The organism is Cedecea sp., assembly GCF_036500665.1.
Taxonomy (GTDB): Bacteria; Pseudomonadota; Gammaproteobacteria; order Enterobacterales; family Enterobacteriaceae; genus Cedecea.
Genome location: NZ_DASYBS010000156.1, coordinates 1 through 23,162, shown reverse-complemented (window position 1 = coordinate 23,162; position 23,162 = coordinate 1). Strand labels below are relative to the sequence as shown.

22 protein-coding genes are annotated in these 23,162 nt (G+C 54.0%); 14 read left to right on the top strand and 8 right to left on the bottom strand.

Annotated elements, in window-relative coordinates:
- Positions 1-262: 262 nt before the first annotated feature.
- Both VGM55_RS24910 and mdtD read left to right on the top strand, forming a co-directional pair.
- On the top strand, positions 263-961 hold the full coding sequence (locus VGM55_RS24910; protein ID WP_154187285.1) for a FadR/GntR family transcriptional regulator: 699 nt from the start codon (positions 263-265) through the stop codon (positions 959-961).
- A 30-nt stretch (positions 962-991) separates the two neighbouring features.
- Complete coding sequence (gene mdtD / locus VGM55_RS24905; protein ID WP_154187286.1) at positions 992-2,386, top strand: multidrug transporter subunit MdtD; 1,395 nt, start codon at positions 992-994, stop codon at positions 2,384-2,386.
- Here the strand turns inward: mdtD and rbsR are convergent.
- From rbsR to kup, 7 genes are all read right to left on the bottom strand, one after another.
- Positions 2,383-3,375, bottom strand: coding sequence for a ribose operon transcriptional repressor RbsR (gene rbsR / locus VGM55_RS24900; protein WP_154187287.1), 993 nt, complete (start codon positions 3,373-3,375; stop codon positions 2,383-2,385). The genes mdtD and rbsR overlap by 4 nt on opposite strands.
- 3 nt (positions 3,376-3,378) lie before the next feature.
- Positions 3,379-4,308, bottom strand: coding sequence for a ribokinase (gene rbsK, locus VGM55_RS24895; protein ID WP_331637051.1), 930 nt, complete (start codon positions 4,306-4,308; stop codon positions 3,379-3,381).
- Positions 4,309-4,376: 68 nt separating this feature from the next.
- Positions 4,377-5,264, bottom strand: a complete 888-nt coding sequence (rbsB, locus tag VGM55_RS24890) for a ribose ABC transporter substrate-binding protein RbsB (RefSeq protein WP_154187289.1) — start codon at positions 5,262-5,264, stop codon at positions 4,377-4,379.
- A gap of 27 nt (positions 5,265-5,291) precedes the next feature.
- Positions 5,292-6,257, bottom strand: a complete 966-nt coding sequence (gene rbsC, locus VGM55_RS24885; protein ID WP_061273109.1) for a ribose ABC transporter permease — start codon at positions 6,255-6,257, stop codon at positions 5,292-5,294.
- Entirely contained in the window at positions 6,254-7,768 is a 1,515-nt protein-coding gene (gene rbsA / locus VGM55_RS24880; protein ID WP_331637050.1) for a ribose ABC transporter ATP-binding protein RbsA, read from the bottom strand. The genes rbsC and rbsA overlap by 4 nt, the downstream gene beginning before the upstream one ends.
- A 10-nt stretch (positions 7,769-7,778) precedes the next feature.
- Positions 7,779-8,198 (bottom strand): D-ribose pyranase, encoded by a 420-nt coding sequence (gene rbsD, locus VGM55_RS24875; RefSeq protein ID WP_038477287.1) that lies wholly within the window; start codon positions 8,196-8,198, stop codon positions 7,779-7,781.
- A 237-nt stretch (positions 8,199-8,435) separates the two neighbouring features.
- Positions 8,436-10,304 (bottom strand): low affinity potassium transporter Kup, encoded by a 1,869-nt coding sequence (kup, locus tag VGM55_RS24870; protein WP_331637049.1) that lies wholly within the window; start codon positions 10,302-10,304, stop codon positions 8,436-8,438.
- Between the two features lie 224 nt (positions 10,305-10,528).
- Between kup and ravA the strand changes: the two genes are divergently transcribed.
- Together ravA and viaA are read left to right on the top strand one after the other, a co-directional pair.
- Positions 10,529-12,022, top strand: coding sequence for an ATPase RavA (ravA, locus tag VGM55_RS24865; RefSeq protein WP_331637048.1), 1,494 nt, complete (start codon positions 10,529-10,531; stop codon positions 12,020-12,022).
- Positions 12,019-13,470: an ATPase RavA stimulator ViaA gene (viaA, locus tag VGM55_RS24860; RefSeq protein WP_154187291.1), complete on the top strand. Its 1,452-nt coding sequence runs from the start codon at positions 12,019-12,021 to the stop codon at positions 13,468-13,470. Before ravA ends, viaA begins: the two co-directional genes overlap by 4 nt.
- Positions 13,471-13,473: 3 nt before the next feature.
- On the opposite strand, the gene asnA is transcribed toward viaA, so the two are convergent.
- On the bottom strand, positions 13,474-14,466 hold the full coding sequence (gene asnA / locus VGM55_RS24855) for an aspartate--ammonia ligase (RefSeq protein ID WP_154187292.1): 993 nt from the start codon (positions 14,464-14,466) through the stop codon (positions 13,474-13,476).
- A gap of 155 nt (positions 14,467-14,621) precedes the next feature.
- On the opposite strand from asnA, the gene asnC reads away from it, so the two are divergent.
- The 10 genes from asnC to atpA all read left to right on the top strand — a co-directional run.
- Positions 14,622-15,080 (top strand): transcriptional regulator AsnC, encoded by a 459-nt coding sequence (asnC, locus tag VGM55_RS24850; protein ID WP_008457765.1) that lies wholly within the window; start codon positions 14,622-14,624, stop codon positions 15,078-15,080.
- 89 nt (positions 15,081-15,169) lie between these two features.
- Positions 15,170-15,619: an FMN-binding protein MioC gene (gene mioC, locus VGM55_RS24845; protein ID WP_038477302.1), complete on the top strand. Its 450-nt coding sequence runs from the start codon at positions 15,170-15,172 to the stop codon at positions 15,617-15,619.
- 370 nt (positions 15,620-15,989) lie between these two features.
- Positions 15,990-17,879, top strand: a complete 1,890-nt coding sequence (gene mnmG / locus VGM55_RS24840; protein ID WP_038477305.1) for a tRNA uridine-5-carboxymethylaminomethyl(34) synthesis enzyme MnmG — start codon at positions 15,990-15,992, stop codon at positions 17,877-17,879.
- A 183-nt stretch (positions 17,880-18,062) separates the two neighbouring features.
- A complete protein-coding gene (gene rsmG / locus VGM55_RS24835; RefSeq protein WP_331637047.1) occupies positions 18,063-18,686 on the top strand; it encodes a 16S rRNA (guanine(527)-N(7))-methyltransferase RsmG in 624 nt (207 codons plus the stop codon).
- A 618-nt stretch (positions 18,687-19,304) separates the two neighbouring features.
- A complete protein-coding gene (gene atpI, locus VGM55_RS24830; protein ID WP_154187293.1) occupies positions 19,305-19,685 on the top strand; it encodes a F0F1 ATP synthase subunit I in 381 nt (126 codons plus the stop codon).
- A gap of 8 nt (positions 19,686-19,693) precedes the next feature.
- Entirely contained in the window at positions 19,694-20,512 is an 819-nt protein-coding gene (atpB, locus tag VGM55_RS24825; protein ID WP_154187294.1) for a F0F1 ATP synthase subunit A, read from the top strand.
- 47 nt (positions 20,513-20,559) lie between these two features.
- Positions 20,560-20,799 (top strand): F0F1 ATP synthase subunit C, encoded by a 240-nt coding sequence (atpE, locus tag VGM55_RS24820; RefSeq protein WP_000429386.1) that lies wholly within the window; start codon positions 20,560-20,562, stop codon positions 20,797-20,799.
- A 61-nt stretch (positions 20,800-20,860) separates the two neighbouring features.
- Complete coding sequence (atpF, locus tag VGM55_RS24815) at positions 20,861-21,331, top strand: F0F1 ATP synthase subunit B (RefSeq protein WP_331637046.1); 471 nt, start codon at positions 20,861-20,863, stop codon at positions 21,329-21,331.
- A 14-nt stretch (positions 21,332-21,345) separates the two neighbouring features.
- Positions 21,346-21,879 (top strand): F0F1 ATP synthase subunit delta, encoded by a 534-nt coding sequence (atpH, locus tag VGM55_RS24810; RefSeq protein ID WP_061273145.1) that lies wholly within the window; start codon positions 21,346-21,348, stop codon positions 21,877-21,879.
- Between the two features lie 12 nt (positions 21,880-21,891).
- Positions 21,892-23,162: F0F1 ATP synthase subunit alpha (gene atpA, locus VGM55_RS24805; protein WP_331637045.1), on the top strand; the 1,271-nt coding region annotated here is incomplete at its 3' end.

The window sequence follows — 23,162 nt, the reverse complement described above, 5'->3', positions numbered from 1 at the left end:
AAGCGTTTATTTTCGCTTTCGTCTGACTGACTACCGGGTTGTTAAGCCGCTTTCGAAGCCGCTTCGCCGTGTCAGTGGAGGCGCATTATAGGGAGTTCTCAGAGCCTGACAACCCCTAATTTGAAAAAACTTTCTGACCGCATTCTTTTTCACCAACAGCGCGCAGAAAGCCAGCAAATCCAGGATATTTGCTGCATAAATCACCGCAAAATCACTGCCGGTGGCATACTAAGGCAAGAAATACTGCTAAAGGAATTGCGTTATGTCTTTATCCACTCAACAACTTGCCGCCCAAAAAAACCTTTCTTATATGTTGGCAGAGAAGTTAGCCCAGCGAATTCTGAAGGGCGAATACGCCGCAGGAAGCATTTTGCCGGGCGAGATGGAGCTGGGTGAGTTATTTGGCGTTAGCCGCACTGCCGTTCGTGAGGCCGTAAAGACATTAACCGCTAAAGGCATGCTTTTACCTCGTCCACGAATTGGGACGCGCGTTATGCCACGCAACCACTGGAACTTCCTTGATAAGGAACTGATAGCCTGGTGGATGACCAAAGATAACTTCAGCCATGTAGTAGAAGAGTTTTTAATTATGCGTAATAGCCTGGAGCCTCAGGCCTGCGCGTTAGCCGCTATTAATAGCAATGAGCAGCAGCGTACCAGGCTGGCTCAGTTAATGGCGCAAATGACGGAACTCCAGAAGACCTTTGACCGGCAGCGGTGGATTGAAGTGGATATGGCCTACCACGAGCTCATCTATGAAATGAGTGGTAACCCTTTCATGACATCTTTCGCGAACTTATTCAGGTCGATTTATTACAATTACTTCACCGCGATTACCGATAACGAAGTCATTAAGCTCGATTTGCATCAGGCGATTGTTGATGCCATTACTCAGGGAGAGGAGCAGGCCGCCTTTAATGCCTGCCTGGCGCTATTAAAGGAACCCGTCGCTCATCGGTAGTCTAAGGCGCACTTAACCTTCAGGATAATAATGACGAAAACAGCACGCAGCATGGCCGGCCTGCCGTGGATAGCCGCAATGGCTTTCTTTATGCAGGCGCTGGATGCCACCATTCTTAACACCGCGCTCCCGGCAATAGCCCATAGCCTGAATCGCTCACCGTTGGCTATGCAGGCCGCCATTATTAGCTACACCTTAACTGTCGCAATGCTTATCCCGGTAAGCGGTTGGTTAGCCGACCGCTTCGGCACACGTCGCGTATTTATGCTGGCGGTTAGCCTGTTTACCCTCGGCTCCTTCGCCTGCGCCATGTCCGGGTCGCTAACTCAGTTGGTCATCTTCCGCGTGATTCAGGGAATTGGCGGGGCAATGATGATGCCGGTGGCCCGCCTGGCGCTGCTTAGGGCCTATCCGCGCAGCGAATTACTCCCGGTGCTTAACTTTGTCACCATGCCCGGCCTGGTCGGCCCCATTATTGGCCCGCTGCTCGGCGGCGTGCTGGTGACCTGGGCAAGCTGGCACTGGATCTTTTTAATCAATATCCCGATTGGCATCCTGGGTCTGCTGTATGCCCGTAAATACATGCCCAATTTCACCACGCCGAAGCGCGGGTTTGATATGAGCGGCTTCCTGCTCTTTGGTGCGGGGCTGGTGCTGATCTCCAGCGGAGTTGAATTATTTGGCGAGCGGATTGTTGCCAGCTATATAGGAATGTTGGTTATCCTGGGCGGTATTTTACTGCTGCTGACGTATGTCTGGCATGCTCGCCGCGTTCCGACGCCGCTTATTCCCCTGCCTCTCTTTAAGACGCGCACCTTCTCCGTTGGTATCGTCGGCAATATAGCCTCACGCCTCGGTACCGGCTGCGTGCCCTTTTTAATGCCGCTCATGCTGCAGGTCGGTTTTGGTTATTCAGCGCTGCTGGCTGGCTGCATGATGGCACCTACGGCAGTGGGTTCACTGCTGGCCAAATCGACGGTGACTCAGGTGCTGCGCTGGCTGGGCTATCGTAAAACTCTGGTCGGTATCACCCTCGTCATCGGCCTGCTTATTGCCCAGTTCTCGCTACAGTCACCGGGAATGGAAGTCTGGCTGCTGATCCTTCCTCTCTTTATATTAGGGATGGCGATGTCGACGCAGTTTACGGCCATGAACACGATTACTCTTGCTGACCTTACGGATGAGAACGCCAGCAGCGGCAACAGCGTATTAGCGGTGACGCAGCAGCTGTCAATCAGCCTTGGGGTTGCGGTAAGCGCGGCGGTGCTGCGTGCATGGGAAGGTGTTGAGAGCGTTAATACCATCGAGCAGTTCCACTACACCCTCTTGACGATGGGTGCGATAACGCTGGTCTCTTCGGCGGTATTTCTGCTGCTGCGCCCCAAAGACGGGCGCAACTTAATAAAAGAACGTCACAAGTCTTAAACGGACCTTCGTTCCACCAGCTCTGGCGTCAGCAGTAAGCGCTGCTGCGCCAGATCGGGCTGCCCCATCCGATGGATCAGCACATCCACGGCCAGCTCTCCCAACTCATCCTTAGGCTGATGAATAGTCGTCAGCGGCGGCGTCATATAGCGAGCAAGCTCAATATCATCGTAGCCAATCACCGCCATATCCTGCGGCACGCTGAGGCCGGCCTGATACAAAGCATGGTAAGCGCCCACGGCCATCGCGTCATTGCCCATAAATACTGCATCCGGCCTTTCCTCCAGCGTGAGCAGCTCGCTCATGGCGCTAAACCCGCCCTGAAACTCAAAGTCGCCGATAATTTCATATCCCGGAAGAATAGCCAGCCCGGCCTGATCCATGGCTTTACGGTAGCCTTCGAGGCGCAGCCTGGCCGGCGTTTTGTCCTGCGGCCCGGCAATACAGGCGATTCGGGTATAGCCATTATCGATAAGATGTTGCGTGGCCATTTCCCCGCCAAGCAGTGAGTTATCCTGAATCACATCACTCTGCCCCTCAAACGGCGCCCAGTCCATCATTACGGTCGGGATCGTCGGGTAGCGGTTGATAATCTCCGGCGACGGCTGGTGCGTTTCGGTGCACAGCAGCAGCAATCCGTCCACGCGCTTTTGCAGCAACGTTTCCAGATTACGGTTCATACGGTGCTCATCGCCTTCGGTATTGCACAGCACCAGGCTGTAGCCGCGCTCAAAGCAGCTGCGTTCAACGCCGCGAACCAGCTCGGAGTAAAAAGGGTTGCTACTCGCCGTGATCAGCATGCCGATGGTATGCGTTTGATTAAGCTTGAGGCTGCGCGCCAGCGCAGAAGGGGCATAATTCAGGGTTTTAACCGCTTCCTCTACCTTCTGGCGAATAGCATCGCTCACGAAGCGATCGTTATTAATGACGTGAGAAACGGTAGAAGTAGAAACGCCCGCCAGGCGGGCGACGTCTTTCATGGTAGCCATGGCTTACCTCTGCTGCTGCAGGAACTCATCAATTTCCTGGCGCCACGGTACGGAAGGCTGAGCGCCTTTTCGCGTTACGGCAATCGCGGCGGCTGCATGAGCGAATCGCACGGCGTCTTCCATCGGCTTATCTTCCAGCAGCGCGGTAACCAGCGCACCGTTAAAGGTATCGCCAGCAGCAATAGTATCGACGGCTTTGACCTTAAAGCCCGGCACGCGTTTGCCTTGCCCTTTTTCGCTTAGCCACACGCCGCGGCTGCCGAGAGTAATAATGACCGTGTCGATCCCCTTAGCGTGAAGCACTTCTGCGGCTTTGGCGGCATCTTCATCGTTCTCAACGCGCACGCCGGTCAGCTTTTCCGCCTCGGTTTCGTTCGGGGTGATCATATCCAGCAGCGCCAGAAGCTCATCGGAGAGTTCACGGGCCGGTGCCGGGTTAAGAATCACTTTAGTCTGGTGCTGATGGGCAATTTTCGCCGCCGCCAGCACGCTTTCGAGCGGAGATTCCAGCTGCATTAATAACGCAGAAGCTTCGGCGATTTTCTGCCGTTCCGCTTCAACCAACACGGGGGTCAATGCTGCGTTAGCGCCAGCGTGAATTCCAATAACGTTTTCACCTGCGCCATTGACGAAAATCAGCGCGACGCCCGTCGCTTCATCATGAATAGTGCTGATTGGCGAAGTATCAATGTTATCACTGGCAAGCTGCTTACAAACGCGGCCACCGGTATCGTCATCGCCCACACAGGCAATAAACGCGATGTCAGCCCCACTGCGCCCCGCCGCCACGGCCTGGTTCGCACCTTTACCGCCGAACGCCACCTGATAGCCCTGCCCGGTAACGGTTTCGCCTGGCGTTGGGAAATGTTCGAGGTTGAGGATATGGTCAGCGTTAATGCTGCCAAGAACGACGAGTTTGCCTGTGCTTTTCATATCTTGATATCCAGTTTGAGTGCGCCACTCATGCCTGAGTGGCGCGTTGCCCTGCTTTTCTTTGATTCTTATTTGGTGATCAGCTTCAAATCAACCGGGATTTTTGCATCCACTTTCTCGCCTTTCAGCACTTTATCAGCGGTTTCCACGCCGATAACGCCGATCTGGTCAGCCATCTGGGCAACCGTTGCGCCCAGCTTGCCGCCTTCTACCGCTTTCACGCCGTCAGCCGTGCCGTCAAAACCGACGACCAGCACATCAGCTTTGCCCGCGGTTTGCAGCGCACGCAGGGCACCCAGTGCCATTTCGTCGTTCTGGGCAAACACCGCCTGGACGTTAGGGTGCGCGGTCAGCAGGTTCTGCATAACGTTCAGACCTTTAGTGCGGTCAAAGTCAGCCGGCTGGCTGGCCAGCACGTCAAATTTATGTGCAGCAACGGCCTGCTTGAAACCTTCGCCACGCTCACGAGCAGCGGAAGCACCGGCAATCCCCTGCAGCTCAATGACTTTCGCGCCTTCACCCAGTTTCTTAGCAATGAAGTCACCGGCCATTTTCCCGCCGGCAACGTTATCAGAAGCGATGTGGCTAACTACGGTGCCCTGGTTCGCCATACGGTCAAGGGTGATCACCGGGATTTTAGCCTGGTTTGCCATTTTAACGGCATTCCCTACCGCATCAGAATCCGTTGGGTTAATCAGCATTAATTTAGTGCCACGAACGGTTAAGTCCTGCACGTTAGCCAGCTCTTTCGCCGGGTTGTTTTGAGAGTCCAGCACCACCAGGTTGTAGCCCAGCTTGTCAGCCTCTTTCTGCGCACCGTCTTTAAGCGACACGAAGAACGGGTTGTTCAGAGTGGAAACCACCAGCGCGATGGTGTCTTTAGCCATGGCGTTGGCGCTTACGGTGGCGCTCAGGGCGACAGCGGAAACCAGGGTAGCCAGTTTTTTCATGTTCATAGTCAGATGTCCTGTAGGGTTATGGTTTTACTGCTTTTTATTGTCCACCAGCACCGCCAGCAAAATAACCACCGCTTTGACGATCATCTGGTAATAAGAAGAAACACCTAATAAATTCAGACCGTTGTTCAGGAAGCCGAGGATCAATGCCCCGATAAGCGTACCGACAATGCGCCCTTTACCGCCCGCCAGGCTGGTACCGCCCAGCACGACCGCCGCGATAGCATCCAGTTCATATCCCGCACCCGCCGTTGGCTGCGCAGAGGAAAGACGCGCTACTTCGATAATCCCGGCGAGCGACGCCAGCAGACCACACAGAGAGTAGACGATGATTTTCACTTTGTTGACGCTAATCCCGGACAGGCGCGTCGCCGCTTCGTTCCCACCGAGCGCATAGATATAACGTCCCAGGCGGGTATGGTGCAGCATGTACCATGCGGCCAGGAAGACAACAGCCATAATCCAGACCGGCGTCGGGATCCCCAGCGGACGGCCGATACCGAACCAGCCAAACAGGTCGGCATTATCAGAAAAGCCGGTATTCATCGGGCTACCGTTGGTGTAAACCAGCGTCACCCCACGCAGCAGCAGCATCATCACCAGCGTGGCGATAAAGGCCTGAACTCGCCCTTTCGCCACAATCACCCCGGTCACGGCGCCAATAGCAGCTCCCAGAGCCAGCGCGGCGGCAACGGCCACCAGCGCATTCACCTCGAATCCTACAATCGAGGCCGCCACCGCCCCGGTCAGCGCCAGAAGAGAACCGACGGACAGGTCGATCCCGGAGGTCAGAATGACCAGCGTCATCCCCACGGCCATAATGGCGTTAACCGAGGTTTGCTGCAGGATGTTGAACAGGTTATTCACGGTAAAGAAGTTCGGGCTCAGGGCCGAGACAATCGCAATCAGCACCAGCAGAGCGATCAGCGATTTTTGCTCCAACAGCCACGCTTTGGTGAACCAGCGACGGGTGGACACGGTCTGGGTACTCATTTATCTAACTCCTGATTCACTCGATTAAGCTTACCAACGGCCGCGGCCATCAGCGCCTCCTGGGTAGCGTCTTCACGGGAGAACTCCCCGCTCAGTCGCCCTTCGTGGATAACCATGATGCGGTCGCTCATGCCCAGCACTTCCGGCATCTCGGACGACACCAGAATGATGCTCAACCCTTCGGCTTTGAACTGGTTAATTAACTGATAAATTTCTTTTTTCGCCCCAACGTCAACGCCGCGCGTTGGCTCATCGAGGATCAGCACTTTCGGGCGGGTCATCAGGCCGCGCGCGATGGCGACTTTCTGTTGGTTACCGCCGGACAGCAGGCCAATCGGCTGCTCCATAGAAGGCGTTTTGACGTTAAACAGGCGAATGAAATCCTGCACCGCCTGCTGCTCATCTTTATGCTTCAGGCTGCCAACGTCGCGGCTGAAATAGCGCAGCGCGGTCAGCGACATGTTCTCTTTCACCGACATGCCCAGTACCAGGCCATCGCGCTTGCGGTCTTCGGAGATGTAAACGATGCCGTTTGCCAGCCCGTCCTGCGGAGAGCGAGTCACCACTTCCCGGCCATCCAGCGCCACATAGCCGCCGGTTCTCGGCAGCGCACCGTACAGCACTTTCATGAGCTCGGTACGTCCGGCGCCCATCAGCCCGGCCACGCCGAGGATTTCACCTTTGCGCAGCGTGAAAGAAACCTCTTTCACGCCGGGGCCGGAAACGTTATCGACCCGCAGACGAATGTCGCCCGGCTGTTTGTCCAGATGCGGATACTGGTCTTCAAGCTTGCGGCCAACCATCATTTCGATAAGCGTGTCTTCGGTGAGTACGGAGACTTCGCGCTCGGCGATAAACTGCCCGTCGCGCAGAACGGTCACGTCGTCGCAGACTTCAAAGATCTCTTTCATGCGGTGGGAGATATAAACGATGCCGCAGCCCTGAGCCTTCAGTTCACGGATAACGCGGAACAGCGACTCGGTTTCGGTGTCGGTCAGCGCATCGGTCGGCTCATCCATGACGATGACTTTTGACTCGAAGCTCAGCACCTTGGCTATCTCGACCATTTGCTGATCGCCAATCGACAGCTCGCCTACCAGGCGCTCGCTGGTGTAGCGTAAATTCAGCTTCGCCAGCAGCTTGTCGGCTTCGCGGTACATCTTCTTCCAGTCAATTTTGCCAAAACGCCCGACAAACTCGCGGCCAAGGAAGATGTTTTCCGCAATGCTAAGCTGCGGGATGAGATTAAGTTCCTGGTGAATAATCCCGATGCCGGCTTCCTGGGAGGCTTTCGGCCCGCTGAAGGCCGTTTCTTTCCCAAGCCACAGCAGCGAACCGGCATCTTTGGAGTAGATCCCGGTCAGGACTTTCATCATGGTGGATTTGCCGGCGCCGTTTTCACCCACCAGCGCCATGGCACGACCCTGATAGACGTTCAGCGCCGCGCCAGAGAGGGCTTTCACCCCAGGGAACGATTTATCGATCCCTTTAAGCTGCAGTAAAGGTTCCATACTGGCCTCCTCAGAAGGTTACGCCAGCACAGAGAATGATATTCGCATACGGGGAACACTCCCCGCTGCGAATAACCGCATGTGCATCCGCGGTGTGCTGCTTGAACTGCTCATGACTGATGTAACGAATAGTTATGGTGTTTCCCTGGTGTTTTTGCAGTTGCTCAATGTGACTGAGCAACGTTTCGTGAAGCGCGGGATTATGTTGTTTGATTTCAGAAGCAATGATTGCCGCCTCAACCTGCATTTCCTGAGTTACCACGTCCACGACCTGCATAAAGCCCGGAACGCCGTGAGTCAATGCCAGATCGATGCGCTGAGTATTGCGCGGAATTGGCAGCCCGGCGTCGGCAATCACCAGCGTATCGGTGTGCCCCAGACGGGAGATAACGGCCGAAATATCAGCGTTAAGAACGGTACCTTTCTTCATTTTCCTGCTCCACTAGCGAAACGTTTCGCTGATAATGAGTGTAGGAAATGAGATGGCGGTTAAACAACCACCAGGTTAAAGAAGTGTGATCAACATCGAAACGTTTCGCTAATAAACGCAAAACGGTACCTGAGTACCGTTTTTAGTGTTTGCACCCTCTCCCTGTGGGAGAGGGTCGGGGTGAGGGGATCAGGCCGAATCGTTCCTGATATCTGAAACCAGCACTGATTCGCTAACTTAAATCTCGACCTGGGTGCCCAGCTCAATAACCCTGTTCGGCGGGATCTCAAACTGGTCAGGCGCACGTAGAGCGTTTCGCTGCAGGGCGAGGAACAGCTTGCCGCGCAGGCGGAGATACCACGGACGCTTGCCGATAATCAGCGACTCGTGCGACATAAAGAACGATGTTTCCATCATCCGGCAGCTCAGCCCCTCAAGGCCGCAGCGGTGGAAAATCTCTTCCACGTTCGGTGTTTCACGCCAGCCGTAGCTTGCCACCACGCGCCAGAAGGTTGGCGACAGCTGCTCAATGGAAACACGACGCACGTTGTGAACGTACGGCGCATCTTCGGTACGCAGGGTCAGCAGCACCACTCGCTCATGCAGCACTTTGTTGTGCTTGAGGTTATGCAGCATCGCGAACGGAATCACGTTCAGAGCGCGGGACATATAGACCGCTGTGCCCGGGACGCGAACCGGCGGCGACTTCTCGAGGGAAGCAATCATCGCTTCGAGAGAATTACCGTGCTCGTGCATGCGGCGCAGCAGGCGGAAGCGCTCGCTCTTCCACGTCGTCATGATGGTAAACATGACGAGGCCCAGCGTGAGCGGCAGCCAACCGCCGGAGACGATTTTCTCGAGGTTAGCCGAGAACAGCGGCACGTCGATAAACAGGAAGCCCACGCACATCAGGAGCACGGCAATTTTATTCCAGTGCCAGTTTTTGCGCGCGACGGTACAGCAGAGGATCGAGGTCAGCACCATCGTGCCGGTTACTGCAATCCCGTATGCTGCCGCCAGATTACTGGAATGTTCGAAGCTGACTATGACGATAACCACGGCGATATACAGGATCCAGTTAATCGCCGGAATGTAAATCTGCCCGGACTCCATTTCCGAGGTGTGGATGATGCGCATTGGCGAGAGATAGCCCAGACGAACCGCCTGACGCGTCAGCGAGAAGACGCCGGAAATAACGGCCTGAGAGGCGATAACCGTGGCCAGCGTCGCCAGAATCAGCAGCGGGATCAGCGCCCAGTCAGGCGCCAGCAGGAAGAACGGGTTTTTAATCGCTTCCGGGTTATTCAGCAGCAGCGCGCCCTGGCCAAAATAGTTAAGGACCAGAGAAGGCAGAACCGCAATAAACCATGCGATGCGAATCGGGAGCTTACCGAAGTGCCCCATATCGGCATACAGCGCTTCAACGCCGGTTATCGCCAGCACCACCGCACCGAGAGCAACGAACGACACCGTTTTATACTGCACGAAGAAATTCACCGCCCAGGCAGGGTTAAGCGCCTGCAGGACTTCCGGGTTGCCGATAATACTGCGCGCGCCCAGGACGGCGAGCGTCAGGAACCACAGCAGCATCACCGGAGCAAACAGCTTGCCCACCATCCCGGTGCCGTGCTTCTGAATCATAAACAGCAGCGTCAGAACAATAATAGAGAGAGGGACGATGTATTGGTCCAGCTGCGGCGCGGCTATCTCCAGGCCTTCTATGGCCGACATCACCGATATCGCCGGCGTGATAACCACCTCGCCGTAGAAGAAGCTGCCGCCAATCAACCCCATGATTACCAGCACCGAGGTCATGCGGGCCGTCGTATTGCGCCCGGCCAGAGACATCAGCGTTAAGATCCCGCCTTCCCCGGCATTATCCGCACGCATCACAAAGGTGAGGTATTTAATGGAGACGACCAGAACCAACAGCCAAAAAATTAACGACAAAAAACCAAACACGGCGTCGCGTTCAACGCCAAACCCAAACTGCCCGGACAGGCATTCACGAAGGGTATAAAGCGGGCTGGTACCAATATCACCGTACACAACCCCGATAGCAGCCAGCGTAACAGCGGGCAACGATTGTTTATTATCAGCGCTCATAGACTAATCTTTTGTTGGAATCCCGAAAACGTGTGCTTAGTCCCTTGGCCCACAAAACGGCGCACAGTATGCACGATAATTGTGTAAATCGTACCCCTAAATGCATTTGTCTTATCTCAGCTCAAACGATACATGCGGCATAATCAGCACATTAACTGGCTAAAAATAAACGCTATACTCGCGTTTCTCCACAGGGTTAACCGCGTAAGGATGCAAAGCTAATTATGGCTCAATCACATTTGCTGGCTGAAAGAATTTCTCGTCTCAGCCAGGCGCTGGAAAAAGGACTTTTTGAGCGTCAGCACGCCGTTCGCCTTTGTTTGCTGGCGGCGCTCAGCGGCGAGAGCGTCTTTTTACTTGGCCCTCCCGGGATAGCGAAAAGCCTGATCGCTCGCCGCCTGAAATTCGCCTTTCGCGAAGCGCGCGCCTTTGAATATCTAATGACTCGCTTCTCAACGCCAGAAGAAGTTTTTGGCCCGCTTTCTATTCAGGCCCTGAAAGATGAAGGACGCTACGAGCGCCTGACCGCAGGCTATCTGCCGGAAGCCGAAATCGTGTTTCTGGACGAAATCTGGAAGGCCGGTCCGGCGATTTTAAATACCTTACTGACCGCCATTAACGAACGCCGCTTCCGCAACGGCGCCAGTGAAGAAAAAATCCCGATGCGCCTGCTGGTGGCCGCGTCTAACGAACTGCCCGAAGCGGACAGCAGCCTGGAAGCGCTTTATGATCGCATGCTGATTCGTCTGTGGCTCGACAAGGTGCAGGACAAAGGCAATTTCCGCTCAATGCTCATCAGCCAGCATGACGAGAATTTCAATCCGGTCACCGAAAGCCTGCAGGTTACCGATGAGGAATATTTCAGCTGGCAGCAGCAAATTGGCGGCATCGCGCTGCCGGATGAAGTCTTTGAGCTGATTTTCACTCTGAGGCAGCAGCTTGAGGCTACGCCCGGCGCGCCTTATGTCTCAGACCGCCGCTGGAAAAAAGCCATTCGCCTGCTGCAGGCCAGCGCCTTCTTTAACGGCCGGGATACCGTGGCGCCTATCGATCTTATCCTGCTGAGAGACTGCCTGTGGCACGACACGGCGACGATGAATTTAATGCAGCAGCAGATTGAAGTTTTGATGACCGGGCACGCGTGGCAGCAGCAGGCCATTCTCAGCAAACTCAGCGCCATCGTGCAGCGCCGCCTTCAACTTCAGCAACAAAGTAGCGACCGGGACGCCTTTACCGTGCTCAAGCAGACCGGCATGTTCAGCCGCAAACCTCAGTACCAGCTGCCGGATGAGTTAACCGGCGAAACGCTGACGCTTTTACTGCAAAAACCGCTGAAGCTGCACGACATAGAGGTTATCCATATCACCCTTGCGCGCGAAGCGCTGGCTCAGTGGCTTAATAAAGGAGGCGAGATCCGCGGCAAGCTGAACGGGATTGGCTTTGCGCAGCTGCTTAACCTCGAGGTAGACAACGGCCTGCACCTGACTATTCGCGATGTGAGCCTTCAGGCCACCCGGCTTGCGCTGCCGGGCCACCAGCAGCAGGGCGTGCCCGACGAGATCAAAAAGCAGTTCGACGATCTTGATGCCGCGCTGCACCAACAACACGAACGCTTTAACGATCAGCAAAAATGCCTGTTTATCGAAAGCGACTGGCTGGGGAAAATTGAAGCCAGCCTGCAGGATGTGGCCGCGCAGCTGAAACAGGCGCGGCAATGATAAGCGTTGAAACGCTGGATATGATCCTGGCTATTGGTGAAGGTGAACTAATAGAAGAGATCATTATTACGCTGCTGGCTGCGCCGCAGCTGGCGGTGTTTTTCGAAAAATTCCCACGTTTGAAAAAAGCAGTTAGTGAAGACTTACCTCGCTGGCGAGACCAGCTAAAGGGCCGCCTGAAGGACGGCCATGTCCCGGATGAGCTGGCGCAGGAAGTCCTTTGCTACCAGCAAAGCCAGCTGCTCAGCACCGGGCAGCTTATTACCCGGTTGCCGGAGATTATTCAGCTGCTGCACAAACTCGGCTCGCCGTTCTATGAGCAGGCCAAAACGCTGGTGGCCGAGAACCCGCACTTCACCCCGGCGCAGCATACGCTGTTTCTGCAGCGCTGGCGGCTAAGCCTGGTTGTACAGGCCACGTCGCTTAACCAACAGCTGTTAGAAGACGAGCGCGACAAGCTGCTGGCGGAGATTCAGGCGCGGCTGGCGCTCAGCGGGCAGCTGGACCCGGCGCTGGCGGAAAACGACAAGGCGGCCGGCAAGCTGTGGGATATGAGCGGCGGCGCCCTGAAGCGCGGCGATTATCAGCTAATTGTGCAATACGGCGAGTTTCTCACCGGCCAGCCGGAGCTGATGCTGCTTGCCGAACAGCTGGGGCGCTCTCGCGAAGCAAAGTCTGTGCCGCGTAAAGATTCCCCCACCGAACCCTGGCGTATGCTGGTCCGGGAGCCGGCCACCGTCCCTGAACAGGTTGATGGCCTGCAGCGCAGCGACGATATCCTGCGTCTGTTGCCACCGGAGCTGGCAACGCTGGGCATTACCGAGCTGGAGTTTGAGTTCTACCGCAGGCTGGTGGAGAAGCAACTGCTCACTTACCGCCTGCACGGTGATTCATGGCGTGAAAAAATTATCGAACGTCCGGTCGCCCATCAGGATTTTGACGAGCAGCCTCGCGGGCCATTTATTGTCTGCGTGGACACTTCCGGTTCAATGGGCGGGTTCAACGAACAATGCGCCAAAGCCTTTTGCCTCGCGCTAATGCGTATTGCCCTCGCCGATAACCGACGCTGCTTTATTATGTTGTTTTCCAGCGAAGTGGTGCGCTATGAGGTCAGCGGGCGGGACGGTATCGATCAGGCGATCCGCTTTTTAAGCCAGCATTTCAGCGGTGGGACGGATCTGGCCAGCTGTTTCCGTTCAATCCTGGAAAAAATGCAGACCGGAGACTGGCACGATGCCGATGCCGTGGTGATTTCAGATTTCATCGCCCAGCGCCTTCCAGATGATGTCGTCAGCAGCGTGAAGGCGCTGCAGCGGCAGTATCAGAACCGTTTTCACGCCGTCGCCATGTCGGGACACGGCAAGCCCGGCATCATGCGCATTTTTGACCATATCTGGCGCTTTGACACCGGGATGAGGAGCCGCCTGCTGCGTCGCTGGCGGCGTTAAGGCTTACAGCAGGTCGCTAACCTTATCCTGCACTTCTGGCGACCAGACGCCGCACTGAACCTGGCCGATGTGCGGCAGCTGCAGCAGCAGCATTGTCAGGCGTGACTGGCCGATACCGCCGCCGATGGTTTGCGGCATCTCGCCTTTTACCAGCGACTGGTGCCACTCCAGCTGAAGCCTGTCTTCATCTCCGGTGGTCGCCAGCTGGCGCTTCAGGGTTTCAGCATCCACGCGGATCCCCATAGAAGAGAGCTCTAACGCATCTTCCAGTACCGGGTTCCAGACCAGAATATCGCCGTTCAAACCCGCCAGCCCGCTTTCACCGCTCGTTGACCAGTCATCATAATCCGGGGCGCGAACGTCATGACGCTTCCCGTCCGACAGCTTGCCGCCGATACCTATCAAGAAGACAGCGCCAAGCTCTTTAGCAATAGCGCGTTCGCGGCCTTTCGCATCCAGGCCCGGGAAGCGCTGCAGCAGCGTTTCGCTATGAACAAAATGGATTTTCTCCGGCAGGAAGGCGGCCAGACCAAACCGTTCGCTAACTTCAGCCTCGGTTGCCTTAATCGCCGCCCAGATGCTCTCTACGGTTTGTTTTAGCGTGCCGGTGTGACGTTCACCGTCGCCCATCACGCGTTCCCAGTCCCACTGGTCAACATAGACCGAGTGAATAGGGGATAAACGGTCTTCATCGGGGCGAAGGGCTTTCATGTGCGTGTAAAGCCCTTCGCCCGCGCTGAAGTCATGCTGGCCTAGCGTTTTTCTTTTCCATTTGGCCAGTGAATGCACCACTTCAAACTGCGCCTGCGGCAAGGTTTTCACCTTTACCTGCACTGCTTTCTCGCTGCCAGAAAGGTTGTCCTGTGTACCATCGCCCACGCGGCTGAGGATCGGCGCCTGGACTTCAATCAGGCCAAGCTTCTCTTCCAGCTGACGGGAGAAATGGGTTTTCACAAAACTAATCTGACGTTGTTTAGCAATCCAGGCGGTTTTCATGGCTTTTCTCTTTGTTGTGTTGTTTCTTTCATCGATTAAGCAACAAAATCGACATCACATTCAATAATCAACAATAAAAAAGGTCAGCCTCTTTTTAATCGACGAATTTAAGGCTATAAAAAATGGAGAATCGGCATTTATCATAGGAAAAAGTGATGGATAATTATCAGATCGACAATCTCGATCGCGGGATACTGGAAGCATTAATGGCTAATGCGCGCACCGCCTATGCGGAACTGGCCAAGCAGTTTGGCGTCAGCCCCGGCACCATTCACGTTCGCGTAGAGAAAATGAAGCAGGCCGGGATTATTACCGGCGCGCGCATCGATATCAGCCCGAAGCAGCTTGGCTATGACGTCTGCTGCTTTATCGGCATTATTTTAAAGAGCGCGAAAGATTACCCCTCCGCCCTGACCAAGCTGGAAAACCTGGATGAGGTGACCGAGGCCTATTACACCACCGGCCACTACAGCATCTTTATAAAAGTGATGTGTCGATCCATTGATGCCCTCCAGCAGGTACTTATCAACAAGATCCAAACAATCGATGAAATTCAGTCCACCGAGACGCTGATCTCGCTGCAGAACCCGATCATGCGCACCATTCGCCCCTGAGGCCTAATTTTAATACCCATATTATCCACAGGTAGATCCCCGCTCTTTCACAGCGTACAATACGCGACGATTTGAAAAGGCGGGACACAATGGCTGATATCACTCTGATTAGCGGCAGTACGCTCGGTAGTGCCGAATATGTAGCAGAACATCTGGCAGAGAAGCTTGAAGAAGCAGGGCATGGCACCGAAATGCTGCACGGCCCTCTTTTAGACGATCTTAAAACCAGCGGTATCTGGCTTGTGGTCTCCTCTACGCACGGTGCTGGCGATCTGCCTGACAACCTACAGCCTTTCTATGACGCTATAAATGAACAGCGCCCGGATCTGAGCGGCGTAAGCTATGGTGCGATCGGGATCGGCAGCCGTGAATACGACACCTTTTGCGGTGCAATAGAGAAGATCGACCTGCTGCTGACCGAATGCGGCGCCTCTCGATTAGGATCTTTGCTCAAAATTAACATCCTCGATCACGACATTCCTGAGGATCCGGCCGAAATTTGGGTCGGTTCATGGATTAATTTACTCCCTGAAGTGTAAAGATTACGCGATCAGTTGTGGATAAGTCTGGTTAAAAGCTTGGGTTAAGCGGTAGTTATCCCAATAACAACCGTTGTTCACTTTTTGAGTTGTGCATAAACCCCTATTCTGATCCCAGCTTATACGGTGTGGGATCACCGGAAGTACACAGCAAACGATCCTTTCCAGGTTATTGATCCTAAAATGGATAAATGGCTTATCCACAGAGGTGGTCGATCCTAATAAGAGATCATAATAAAGAGATCTTTAAATAAAAAAGATCTTCTTTTAATTACCGAAGATCCCGACGCTTTCTCGAAAGACTAAAGTTGAGTAGAATCCCCAGCCCGGGAAGTCACAAACCCTCATTCGCGAAACCGAGGCAGTTACCATGTTTTATCCAGATCCTTTTGACGTCATCATCATCGGCGGGGGTCATGCAGGCACAGAGGCGGCAATGGCCGCAGCTCGTATGGGTCAGCAGACCCTGCTTCTGACACACAATATCGACACGCTGGGACAAATGTCCTGTAACCCGGCTATCGGCGGTATTGGCAAGGGACATTTGGTTAAGGAAGTGGACGCCCTCGGTGGCCTGATGGCAACCGCGATCGATCATGCAGGCATTCAGTTTAGGATACTAAACGCCAGCAAAGGCCCGGCAGTCCGCGCTACTCGTGCTCAGGCAGACCGCGTGCTTTACCGCCAGGCCGTTCGCACCGCGTTGGAAAACCAACCCAACCTGATGATTTTTCAGCAGGCGGTTGAAGATCTTATCGTTGAGAACGATCGCGTTGTCGGCGCAGTGACCCAGATGGGCCTTAAATTCCGTGCAAAAGCGGTTGTGCTCACCGTAGGGACCTTCCTGGACGGTAAGATCCACATCGGGTTGGATAACTACAGCGGTGGCCGGGCAGGCGATCCTCCGTCGATCCCGCTATCACGTCGCTTACGTGAACTGCCTCTGCGTGTAAGCCGCCTGAAAACAGGTACGCCTCCGCGTATTGACGCTCGCACCATAGATTTCAGCGTACTTGCTCCACAGCATGGGGATAACCCAATGCCGGTCTTCTCGTTCATGGGGAACGTGAACCAGCACCCAGAGCAGGTACCTTGCTACATCACCCATACCAACGAGCAGACCCATGAGGTTATTCGCAATAACCTCGACCGCAGCCCTATGTATGCGGGGATTATCGAAGGTATTGGTCCTCGCTACTGCCCTTCTATCGAAGACAAAGTGATGCGTTTCGCCGATCGTAACGCGCACCAAATCTTCCTCGAGCCAGAAGGCCTGACCAGCAACGAAATTTACCCTAACGGGATCTCCACCAGCCTGCCGTTCGACGTTCAGATGCAAATAGTCCGTTCTATGAAGGGGATGGAGAATGCGAAGATCGTTCGTCCAGGCTACGCTATTGAGTATGACTTCTTCGATCCGCGAGATCTGAAACCGACGCTTGAAAGTAAATTCATTCAGGGTCTGTTCTTTGCTGGCCAGATTAACGGCACTACCGGTTACGAAGAAGCGGCTGCTCAAGGCCTGCTTGCCGGTCTTAACGCCGCCCGCTTCTCAGCTGAGAAAGAGGGGTGGGCACCACGTCGCGACCAGGCATACCTTGGCGTGCTGGTGGACGATCTGTGTACGCTGGGTACCAAAGAACCGTACCGCATGTTTACCTCTCGTGCCGAATACCGCCTGATGCTGCGTGAAGACAACGCCGATCTGCGTTTGACCGCGGCGGGTCGTGAACTGGGCCTGGTGGACGATGCTCGCTGGGCTCGCTTTAACGACAAGCTTGAGATGATCGAGCGTGAACGTCAGCGCCTGAAAGACATCTGGCTGCATCCGCACTCTGAGCAGGTGGAAGAAGTGAATGCTCAACTTAGCGCACCGCTTTCGAAAGAAGCCAACGGCGAAGATCTGCTGCGCCGGCCGGAAATGACCTATGCTTCGATGATGCAGCTGTCCACTTTTGCACCCGGGCTGGAAGATCCTCAGGCCGCCGAGCAGGTTGAGATCCAGGTTAAATACGAAGGCTACATTGCGCGTCAGCAGGATGAGATTGAAAAACAGCAGCGCAATGAGAATACTGTGCTGCCAGCAACGCTCGACTATAGCCAGGTGAGCGGGCTGTCTAACGAGGTGATCGCCAAGCTCAACGATCACAAACCGGTTTCTATTGGTCAGGCATCGCGCATTTCAGGTATTACCCCTGCGGCAATCTCTATTTTGCTTGTCTGGCTAAAAAAACAAGGGCTGCTGCGACGCAGCGCCTAAAAACAGACGACAACAGGCCAGGCAATCCTGGCCTCTGACTGATGACAAACGGCCGAAAACGTGGTTTTCGCCTGTTTGGGGTAGACCAGAAACAGAATTTTTTGTTTTTATGCGACCCAATTTCAGGACTTTTAAACGAGCAGGCCAGGCATTCCTGGCCTCTTTTTTTGATGGGTTTACGACGTGCTGACTAAATTATCTCGCCTGCTGAAAGAAGCGGGCATCACCTTACCTGAAAACCAGCAGCAGCAGCTGGTGGGCTATGTTTCGCTGCTCGACAAATGGAACAAGGCCTACAACCTCACTTCCGTGCGTAATCCTGATGAAATGCTGGTGCGCCATATTCTTGACAGCATTGTGGTTGAACCGCATTTACAGGGAAGCCGGTTTATCGACGTGGGCACAGGCCCTGGTCTTCCGGGCATCCCGCTGGCCATTGTGCGTCCGGACTCGCACTTTACCCTGCTGGACAGCCTCGGCAAGCGCGTACGGTTTCTGCGCCAGGTGCAGCACGAACTGAAGCTTGAGAACATCACGCCGGTCCAAAGCCGGGTAGAAGATTTCCCGGCAGAGCCGCCGTTTGACGGCGTCATCAGCCGTGCTTTTGCCTCGCTAAGCGACATGGTGAACTGGTGTCACCATCTGCCTATGGAACAGGGGCGGTTCTATGCGCTGAAAGGGGTACGTCCGGATGAAGAGATCGCCGCCCTGCCTGTCGGATTCGCTGTTGAAGATATCGTCAAACTCGACGTGCCGAGCCTGGAAGGGGAGAGGCATTTGGTGCTGATTAAGGCAAACAAAACTTAATATTTATCAAAAAACGGCGCGATTGAAATGTTTCACTGAGGTTAAAAAGCGACGGGGTTGCCGATGAAATGGTTGGTTACATTTAACTAAATTTTAACTCGGAATTATCCTGCTTTTAACCTCGCGGCGTTTAATTACCCGGGTAATAGTTTTATTTGAAAATATCATCCGACTAAAATTATGCCGAAAAACGGCCTGCTTCAGATGTTAAAAGTTTAACTGGAATGTCAATGAAAGGTTTTAATGATGTTTCAGCGTGTTTTAAACAGAGTGCACATTAATCAGCTTAATTATCAGTCATCTGCAATTGGTGCCTTCTTAGGCTACAAAATAACGCCTGACGATAAGATGTCTAATTTGTGATCGTGTGCACGCTTTGTTGTCCGGGATTTCGGCTTATTTGCACTTTTTGAGGAAGCCGATGCGATTCACCAAAAGTCAGAAAATGGCCGTGCAGAAAATTAATTAAACATTTGTTCACCTTTTCGCTACTTATTGTTTGAAATCACTGGGCCGCACCGTATAATTTGCTCGCTTTTTGAGGCTTGACTCAGCGTCGCAAAGACAGTTTTATACGACACGCGACATACCTCATAGGGAGCAGGAGTAGGAAACATCATGTCTGTGTCGCTCGTGAGTAAGAACGTGGCTCGTAAGCTTCTGTTCATCCAACTTCTGGCTGTCGTAGCAATTGGACTGCTGTTTTGCCTTAAAGGTCCCGCTTGGGGCGCTTCCGCCATCGGCGGGGGCATGGCGGTTTGGCTGCCAAACGTGCTGTTTATGATTTTTGCCTGGCGCCATCAGGCGCATACACCCTCAAAAGGCCGTGTGGCCTGGACATTCGCCTTCGGCGAAGTGCTGAAGGTGATTGCGACCTTTATCATTCTGGTGGTGGCGCTGGCGTACTTTAAGGCGGTGGTATTGCCGCTAATAGTGACGTGGGTTTCGGTGCTGGTTGTGCAGATACTCGCACCAGCTGTAATTAACAACAAAGGGTAAGAGGCATCATGTCTGCAGGAGAAATCTCTACACCGCAGGAGTATATAGGTCACCACCTGAATAACCTTCAGCTGGACCTGCGTACTTTCTCGCTGGTGGATCCGCATAACCCCCCGGCTACCTTCTGGACGCTCAACATCGACTCCATGTTCTTCTCAGTATTTCTGGGTCTGGTGTTCCTGGTGTTGTTCCGTAAAGTAGCGAAAACCGCAACCAGCGGCGTCCCGGGTAAATTCCAGACTTTTGTAGAGCTGATTATTGGCTTTGTACATGGCAGCGTGAAAGACATGTACCATGGCAAAAGCAAGGTTATCGCTCCACTGGCTCTGACGATTTTCGTCTGGGTCTTCCTGATGAACGTGATGGACCTGTTGCCTATCGATTTGCTGCCATACATTGGTGAGCACTTCTTTGGCCTGCCTGCCCTGCGTGTGGTGCCGTCTGCAGACGTGAATATCACCCTCTCTATGGCGCTGGGCGTGTTTGTCCTCATTCTGTTCTACAGCATCAAAATGAAAGGCATTAGCGGCTTCACGAAAGAGCTGACGCTGCAGCCGTTCAATCACTGGGCATTTATTCCGTTCAACTTAATCCTTGAAGGGGTAAGCCTGCTGTCCAAACCTGTATCACTGGGTCTGCGACTTTTCGGCAACATGTATGCCGGTGAGCTGATTTTCATTCTGATTGCTGGCCTGCTGCCGTGGTGGTCACAGTGGATTCTGAATGTGCCTTGGGCCATTTTCCACATCCTGATTATTACGCTGCAAGCCTTCATCTTCATGGTTCTGACGATCGTCTATCTGTCGATGGCGTCTGAAGAACATTAATTTACTTACCACTACTGCGTTTAACTGAAACAAACTTGGAGACTGTCATGGAAAACCTGAATATGGATCTGCTGTACATGGCTGCCGCTGTGATGATGGGTCTGGCGGCAATCGGTGCTGCGATCGGTATCGGCATCCTCGGGGGCAAATTCCTGGAAGGCGCTGCACGCCAACCAGATCTGATTCCACTGCTGCGTACTCAGTTCTTTATCGTAATGGGTCTGGTGGATGCAATCCCAATGATCGCTGTTGGTCTGGGTCTGTACGTGATGTTCGCCGTCGCTTAGTGAGCGATGTTTGAGTCATCTAGTAATATCAGAACGTTAACTAACAAAGAGGCATTGTGCTGTGAACATTAACGCAACAATCCTCGGCCAGGCCATCGCGTTTGTCCTGTTTGTTCTGTTCTGCATGAAGTATGTATGGCCGCCATTAATGGCAGCCATCGAGAAACGTCAAAAAGAAATTGCTGACGGTCTTGCTTCTGCTGAACGTGCTCACAAGGACCTTGACCTTGCACAGGCCAACGCGACCGACCAGCTGAAAAAAGCCAAAGCGGAAGCTCAGGTGATCATTGAGCAGGCGAACAAACGCCGTGCCCAGATCCTTGATGAAGCGAAAACTGAGGCAGAGCAGGAACGTAATAAAATCGTGTTACAGGCTCAGGCAGAAATCGACGCTGAGCGTAAACGCGCTCGTGAAGAGCTGCGTAAGCAGGTCGCTCTGCTGGCAATTGCCGGTGCCGAGAAGATAATCGAACGTTCCGTAGATGAAGCTGCTAACAGCGACATCGTCGATAAACTGGTCGCTGAACTGTAAGGAGGGAGGGGCTGATGTCTGAATTTGTTACTGTAGCTCGCCCCTACGCCAAAGCAGCTTTTGACTTTGCCGTCGAACACCAGAGCGTAGACCGCTGGCAGAACATGCTGGCGTTTGCTGCCGAGGTAACGAAAAACGAACAAATGGAAGAGCTTCTTTCCGGTGCACTGGCACCCGAGACGCTCGCAGATTCGTTCATCGCCATTTGCGGCGAGCAGCTGGACGCCAACGGCCAGAACCTGATTAAGGTGATGGCTGATAATGGTCGTTTAAAAGCGCTCCCGGATGTTCTCGAGCAGTTTGCGCATTTACGCGCGCTGAGTGAAGCGATTGCAGAGGTTCAGGTAACTTCTGCTGCTGAACTGAGTAATGAGCAACTCGCGAACATCACGACCGCAATGGAAAAACGTCTGTCACGCAAAGTTAAGCTGAATTGCAAAATCGATAAGTCTGTTATGGCGGGCGTTATCATCCAGTCGGGTGATATGGTCATTGACGGTAGCGTACGCGGCCGTCTTGAACGCCTTGCAGACGTCTTGCAGTCTTAAGGGGACTGGAGCATGCAACTGAATTCCACCGAAATCAGCGAACTGATCAAGCAGCGCATTGCTCAGTTCAATGTTGTGAGTGAAGCTCACAACGAAGGTACAATTGTTTCTGTAAGTGACGGTATTATCCGCGTTCACGGCCTGGCCGATTGTATGCAGGGTGAGATGATTTCCCTGCCGGGAAACCGTTACGCTATCGCACTGAACCTGGAGCGCGACTCCGTAGGTGCTGTCGTTATGGGTCCATACGCTGACCTTGCCGAAGGCATGAAAGTTAAGTGTACTGGCCGTATTCTGGAAGTGCCGGTCGGCCGTGGCCTGCTGGGCCGCGTGGTGAACACCCTGGGTGCGCCAATCGACGGTAAAGGTCCGGTTGATAACGATGGCTTCTCGCCAATCGAAGTTATCGCACCGGGCGTAATCGAACGTCAGTCCGTCGACCAGCCGGTTCAGACCGGTTATAAATCCGTCGATGCGATGATTCCAATCGGCCGTGGCCAGCGTGAGCTTATCATCGGTGACCGTCAGACCGGTAAAACCGCGATGGCAATCGATGCCATCATCAACCAGCGTGACTCCGGCATCAAATGTGTGTACGTGGCTATCGGCCAGAAAGCGTCCACCATTTCTAACGTGGTTCGTAAACTGGAAGAGCACGGTGCACTGTCCAACACTATCGTTGTTGTGGCGACGGCGTCCGAATCCGCTGCACTGCAATACCTGGCGCCATATGCCGGTTGCGCAATGGGCGAATACTTCCGCGACCGCGGTGAAGATGCGCTGATCGTATACGATGACCTGTCTAAACAGGCTGTTGCTTATCGTCAGGTTTCCCTGCTGCTTCGTCGTCCACCAGGCCGTGAAGCATTCCCAGGCGACGTGTTCTACCTCCACTCCCGTCTGCTGGAGCGCGCATCCCGCGTTAACGCGGAATACGTGGAAGCTTTCACCAAAGGTGAAGTTAAAGGTAAAACCGGCTCACTGACCGCTCTGCCGATCATCGAAACCCAGGCGGGTGACGTTTCCGCGTTCGTTCCGACCAACGTAATTTCCATTACCGATGGTCAGATCTTCCTGGAAACCAACCTGTTTAACTCCGGTATTCGTCCGGCGGTTAACCCAGGTATTTCGGTATCTCGTGTTGGTGGTGCTGCTCAGACCAAGATCATCAAGAAACTGTCCGGTGGTATCCGTACCGCGCTGGCACAGTATCGTGAACTGGCTGCGTTCTCTCAGTTCGCATCCGATCTGGACGAAGCAACCCGTAAACAGCTGAGCCACGG

What these genes read in the sequence shown, in the direction of transcription:
- atpI (WP_154187293.1), top strand. Translation starts at nt 19,305, where the DNA reads ATGTCTGTGTCGCTCGTGAGTAAGAACGTGGCTCGTAAGCTTCTGTTC.
- rbsB (WP_154187289.1), bottom strand. Translation starts at nt 5,264, where the DNA reads ATGAACATGAAAAAACTGGCTACCCTGGTTTCCGCTGTCGCCCTGAGC.
- atpB (WP_154187294.1), top strand. Translation starts at nt 19,694, where the DNA reads ATGTCTGCAGGAGAAATCTCTACACCGCAGGAGTATATAGGTCACCAC.
- ravA (WP_331637048.1), top strand. Translation starts at nt 10,529, where the DNA reads ATGGCTCAATCACATTTGCTGGCTGAAAGAATTTCTCGTCTCAGCCAG.
- rbsC (WP_061273109.1), bottom strand. Translation starts at nt 6,257, where the DNA reads ATGAGTACCCAGACCGTGTCCACCCGTCGCTGGTTCACCAAAGCGTGG.
- mioC (WP_038477302.1), top strand. Translation starts at nt 15,170, where the DNA reads ATGGCTGATATCACTCTGATTAGCGGCAGTACGCTCGGTAGTGCCGAA.
- viaA (WP_154187291.1), top strand. Translation starts at nt 12,019, where the DNA reads ATGATAAGCGTTGAAACGCTGGATATGATCCTGGCTATTGGTGAAGGT.
- mnmG (WP_038477305.1), top strand. Translation starts at nt 15,990, where the DNA reads ATGTTTTATCCAGATCCTTTTGACGTCATCATCATCGGCGGGGGTCAT.
- mdtD (WP_154187286.1), top strand. Translation starts at nt 992, where the DNA reads ATGACGAAAACAGCACGCAGCATGGCCGGCCTGCCGTGGATAGCCGCA.
- atpH (WP_061273145.1), top strand. Translation starts at nt 21,346, where the DNA reads ATGTCTGAATTTGTTACTGTAGCTCGCCCCTACGCCAAAGCAGCTTTT.
- asnA (WP_154187292.1), bottom strand. Translation starts at nt 14,466, where the DNA reads ATGAAAACCGCCTGGATTGCTAAACAACGTCAGATTAGTTTTGTGAAA.
- rbsK (WP_331637051.1), bottom strand. Translation starts at nt 4,308, where the DNA reads ATGAAAAGCACAGGCAAACTCGTCGTTCTTGGCAGCATTAACGCTGAC.
- rbsA (WP_331637050.1), bottom strand. Translation starts at nt 7,768, where the DNA reads ATGGAACCTTTACTGCAGCTTAAAGGGATCGATAAATCGTTCCCTGGG.
- VGM55_RS24910 (WP_154187285.1), top strand. Translation starts at nt 263, where the DNA reads ATGTCTTTATCCACTCAACAACTTGCCGCCCAAAAAAACCTTTCTTAT.
- atpE (WP_000429386.1), top strand. Translation starts at nt 20,560, where the DNA reads ATGGAAAACCTGAATATGGATCTGCTGTACATGGCTGCCGCTGTGATG.
- asnC (WP_008457765.1), top strand. Translation starts at nt 14,622, where the DNA reads ATGGATAATTATCAGATCGACAATCTCGATCGCGGGATACTGGAAGCA.
- rbsR (WP_154187287.1), bottom strand. Translation starts at nt 3,375, where the DNA reads ATGGCTACCATGAAAGACGTCGCCCGCCTGGCGGGCGTTTCTACTTCT.
- kup (WP_331637049.1), bottom strand. Translation starts at nt 10,304, where the DNA reads ATGAGCGCTGATAATAAACAATCGTTGCCCGCTGTTACGCTGGCTGCT.
- rbsD (WP_038477287.1), bottom strand. Translation starts at nt 8,198, where the DNA reads ATGAAGAAAGGTACCGTTCTTAACGCTGATATTTCGGCCGTTATCTCC.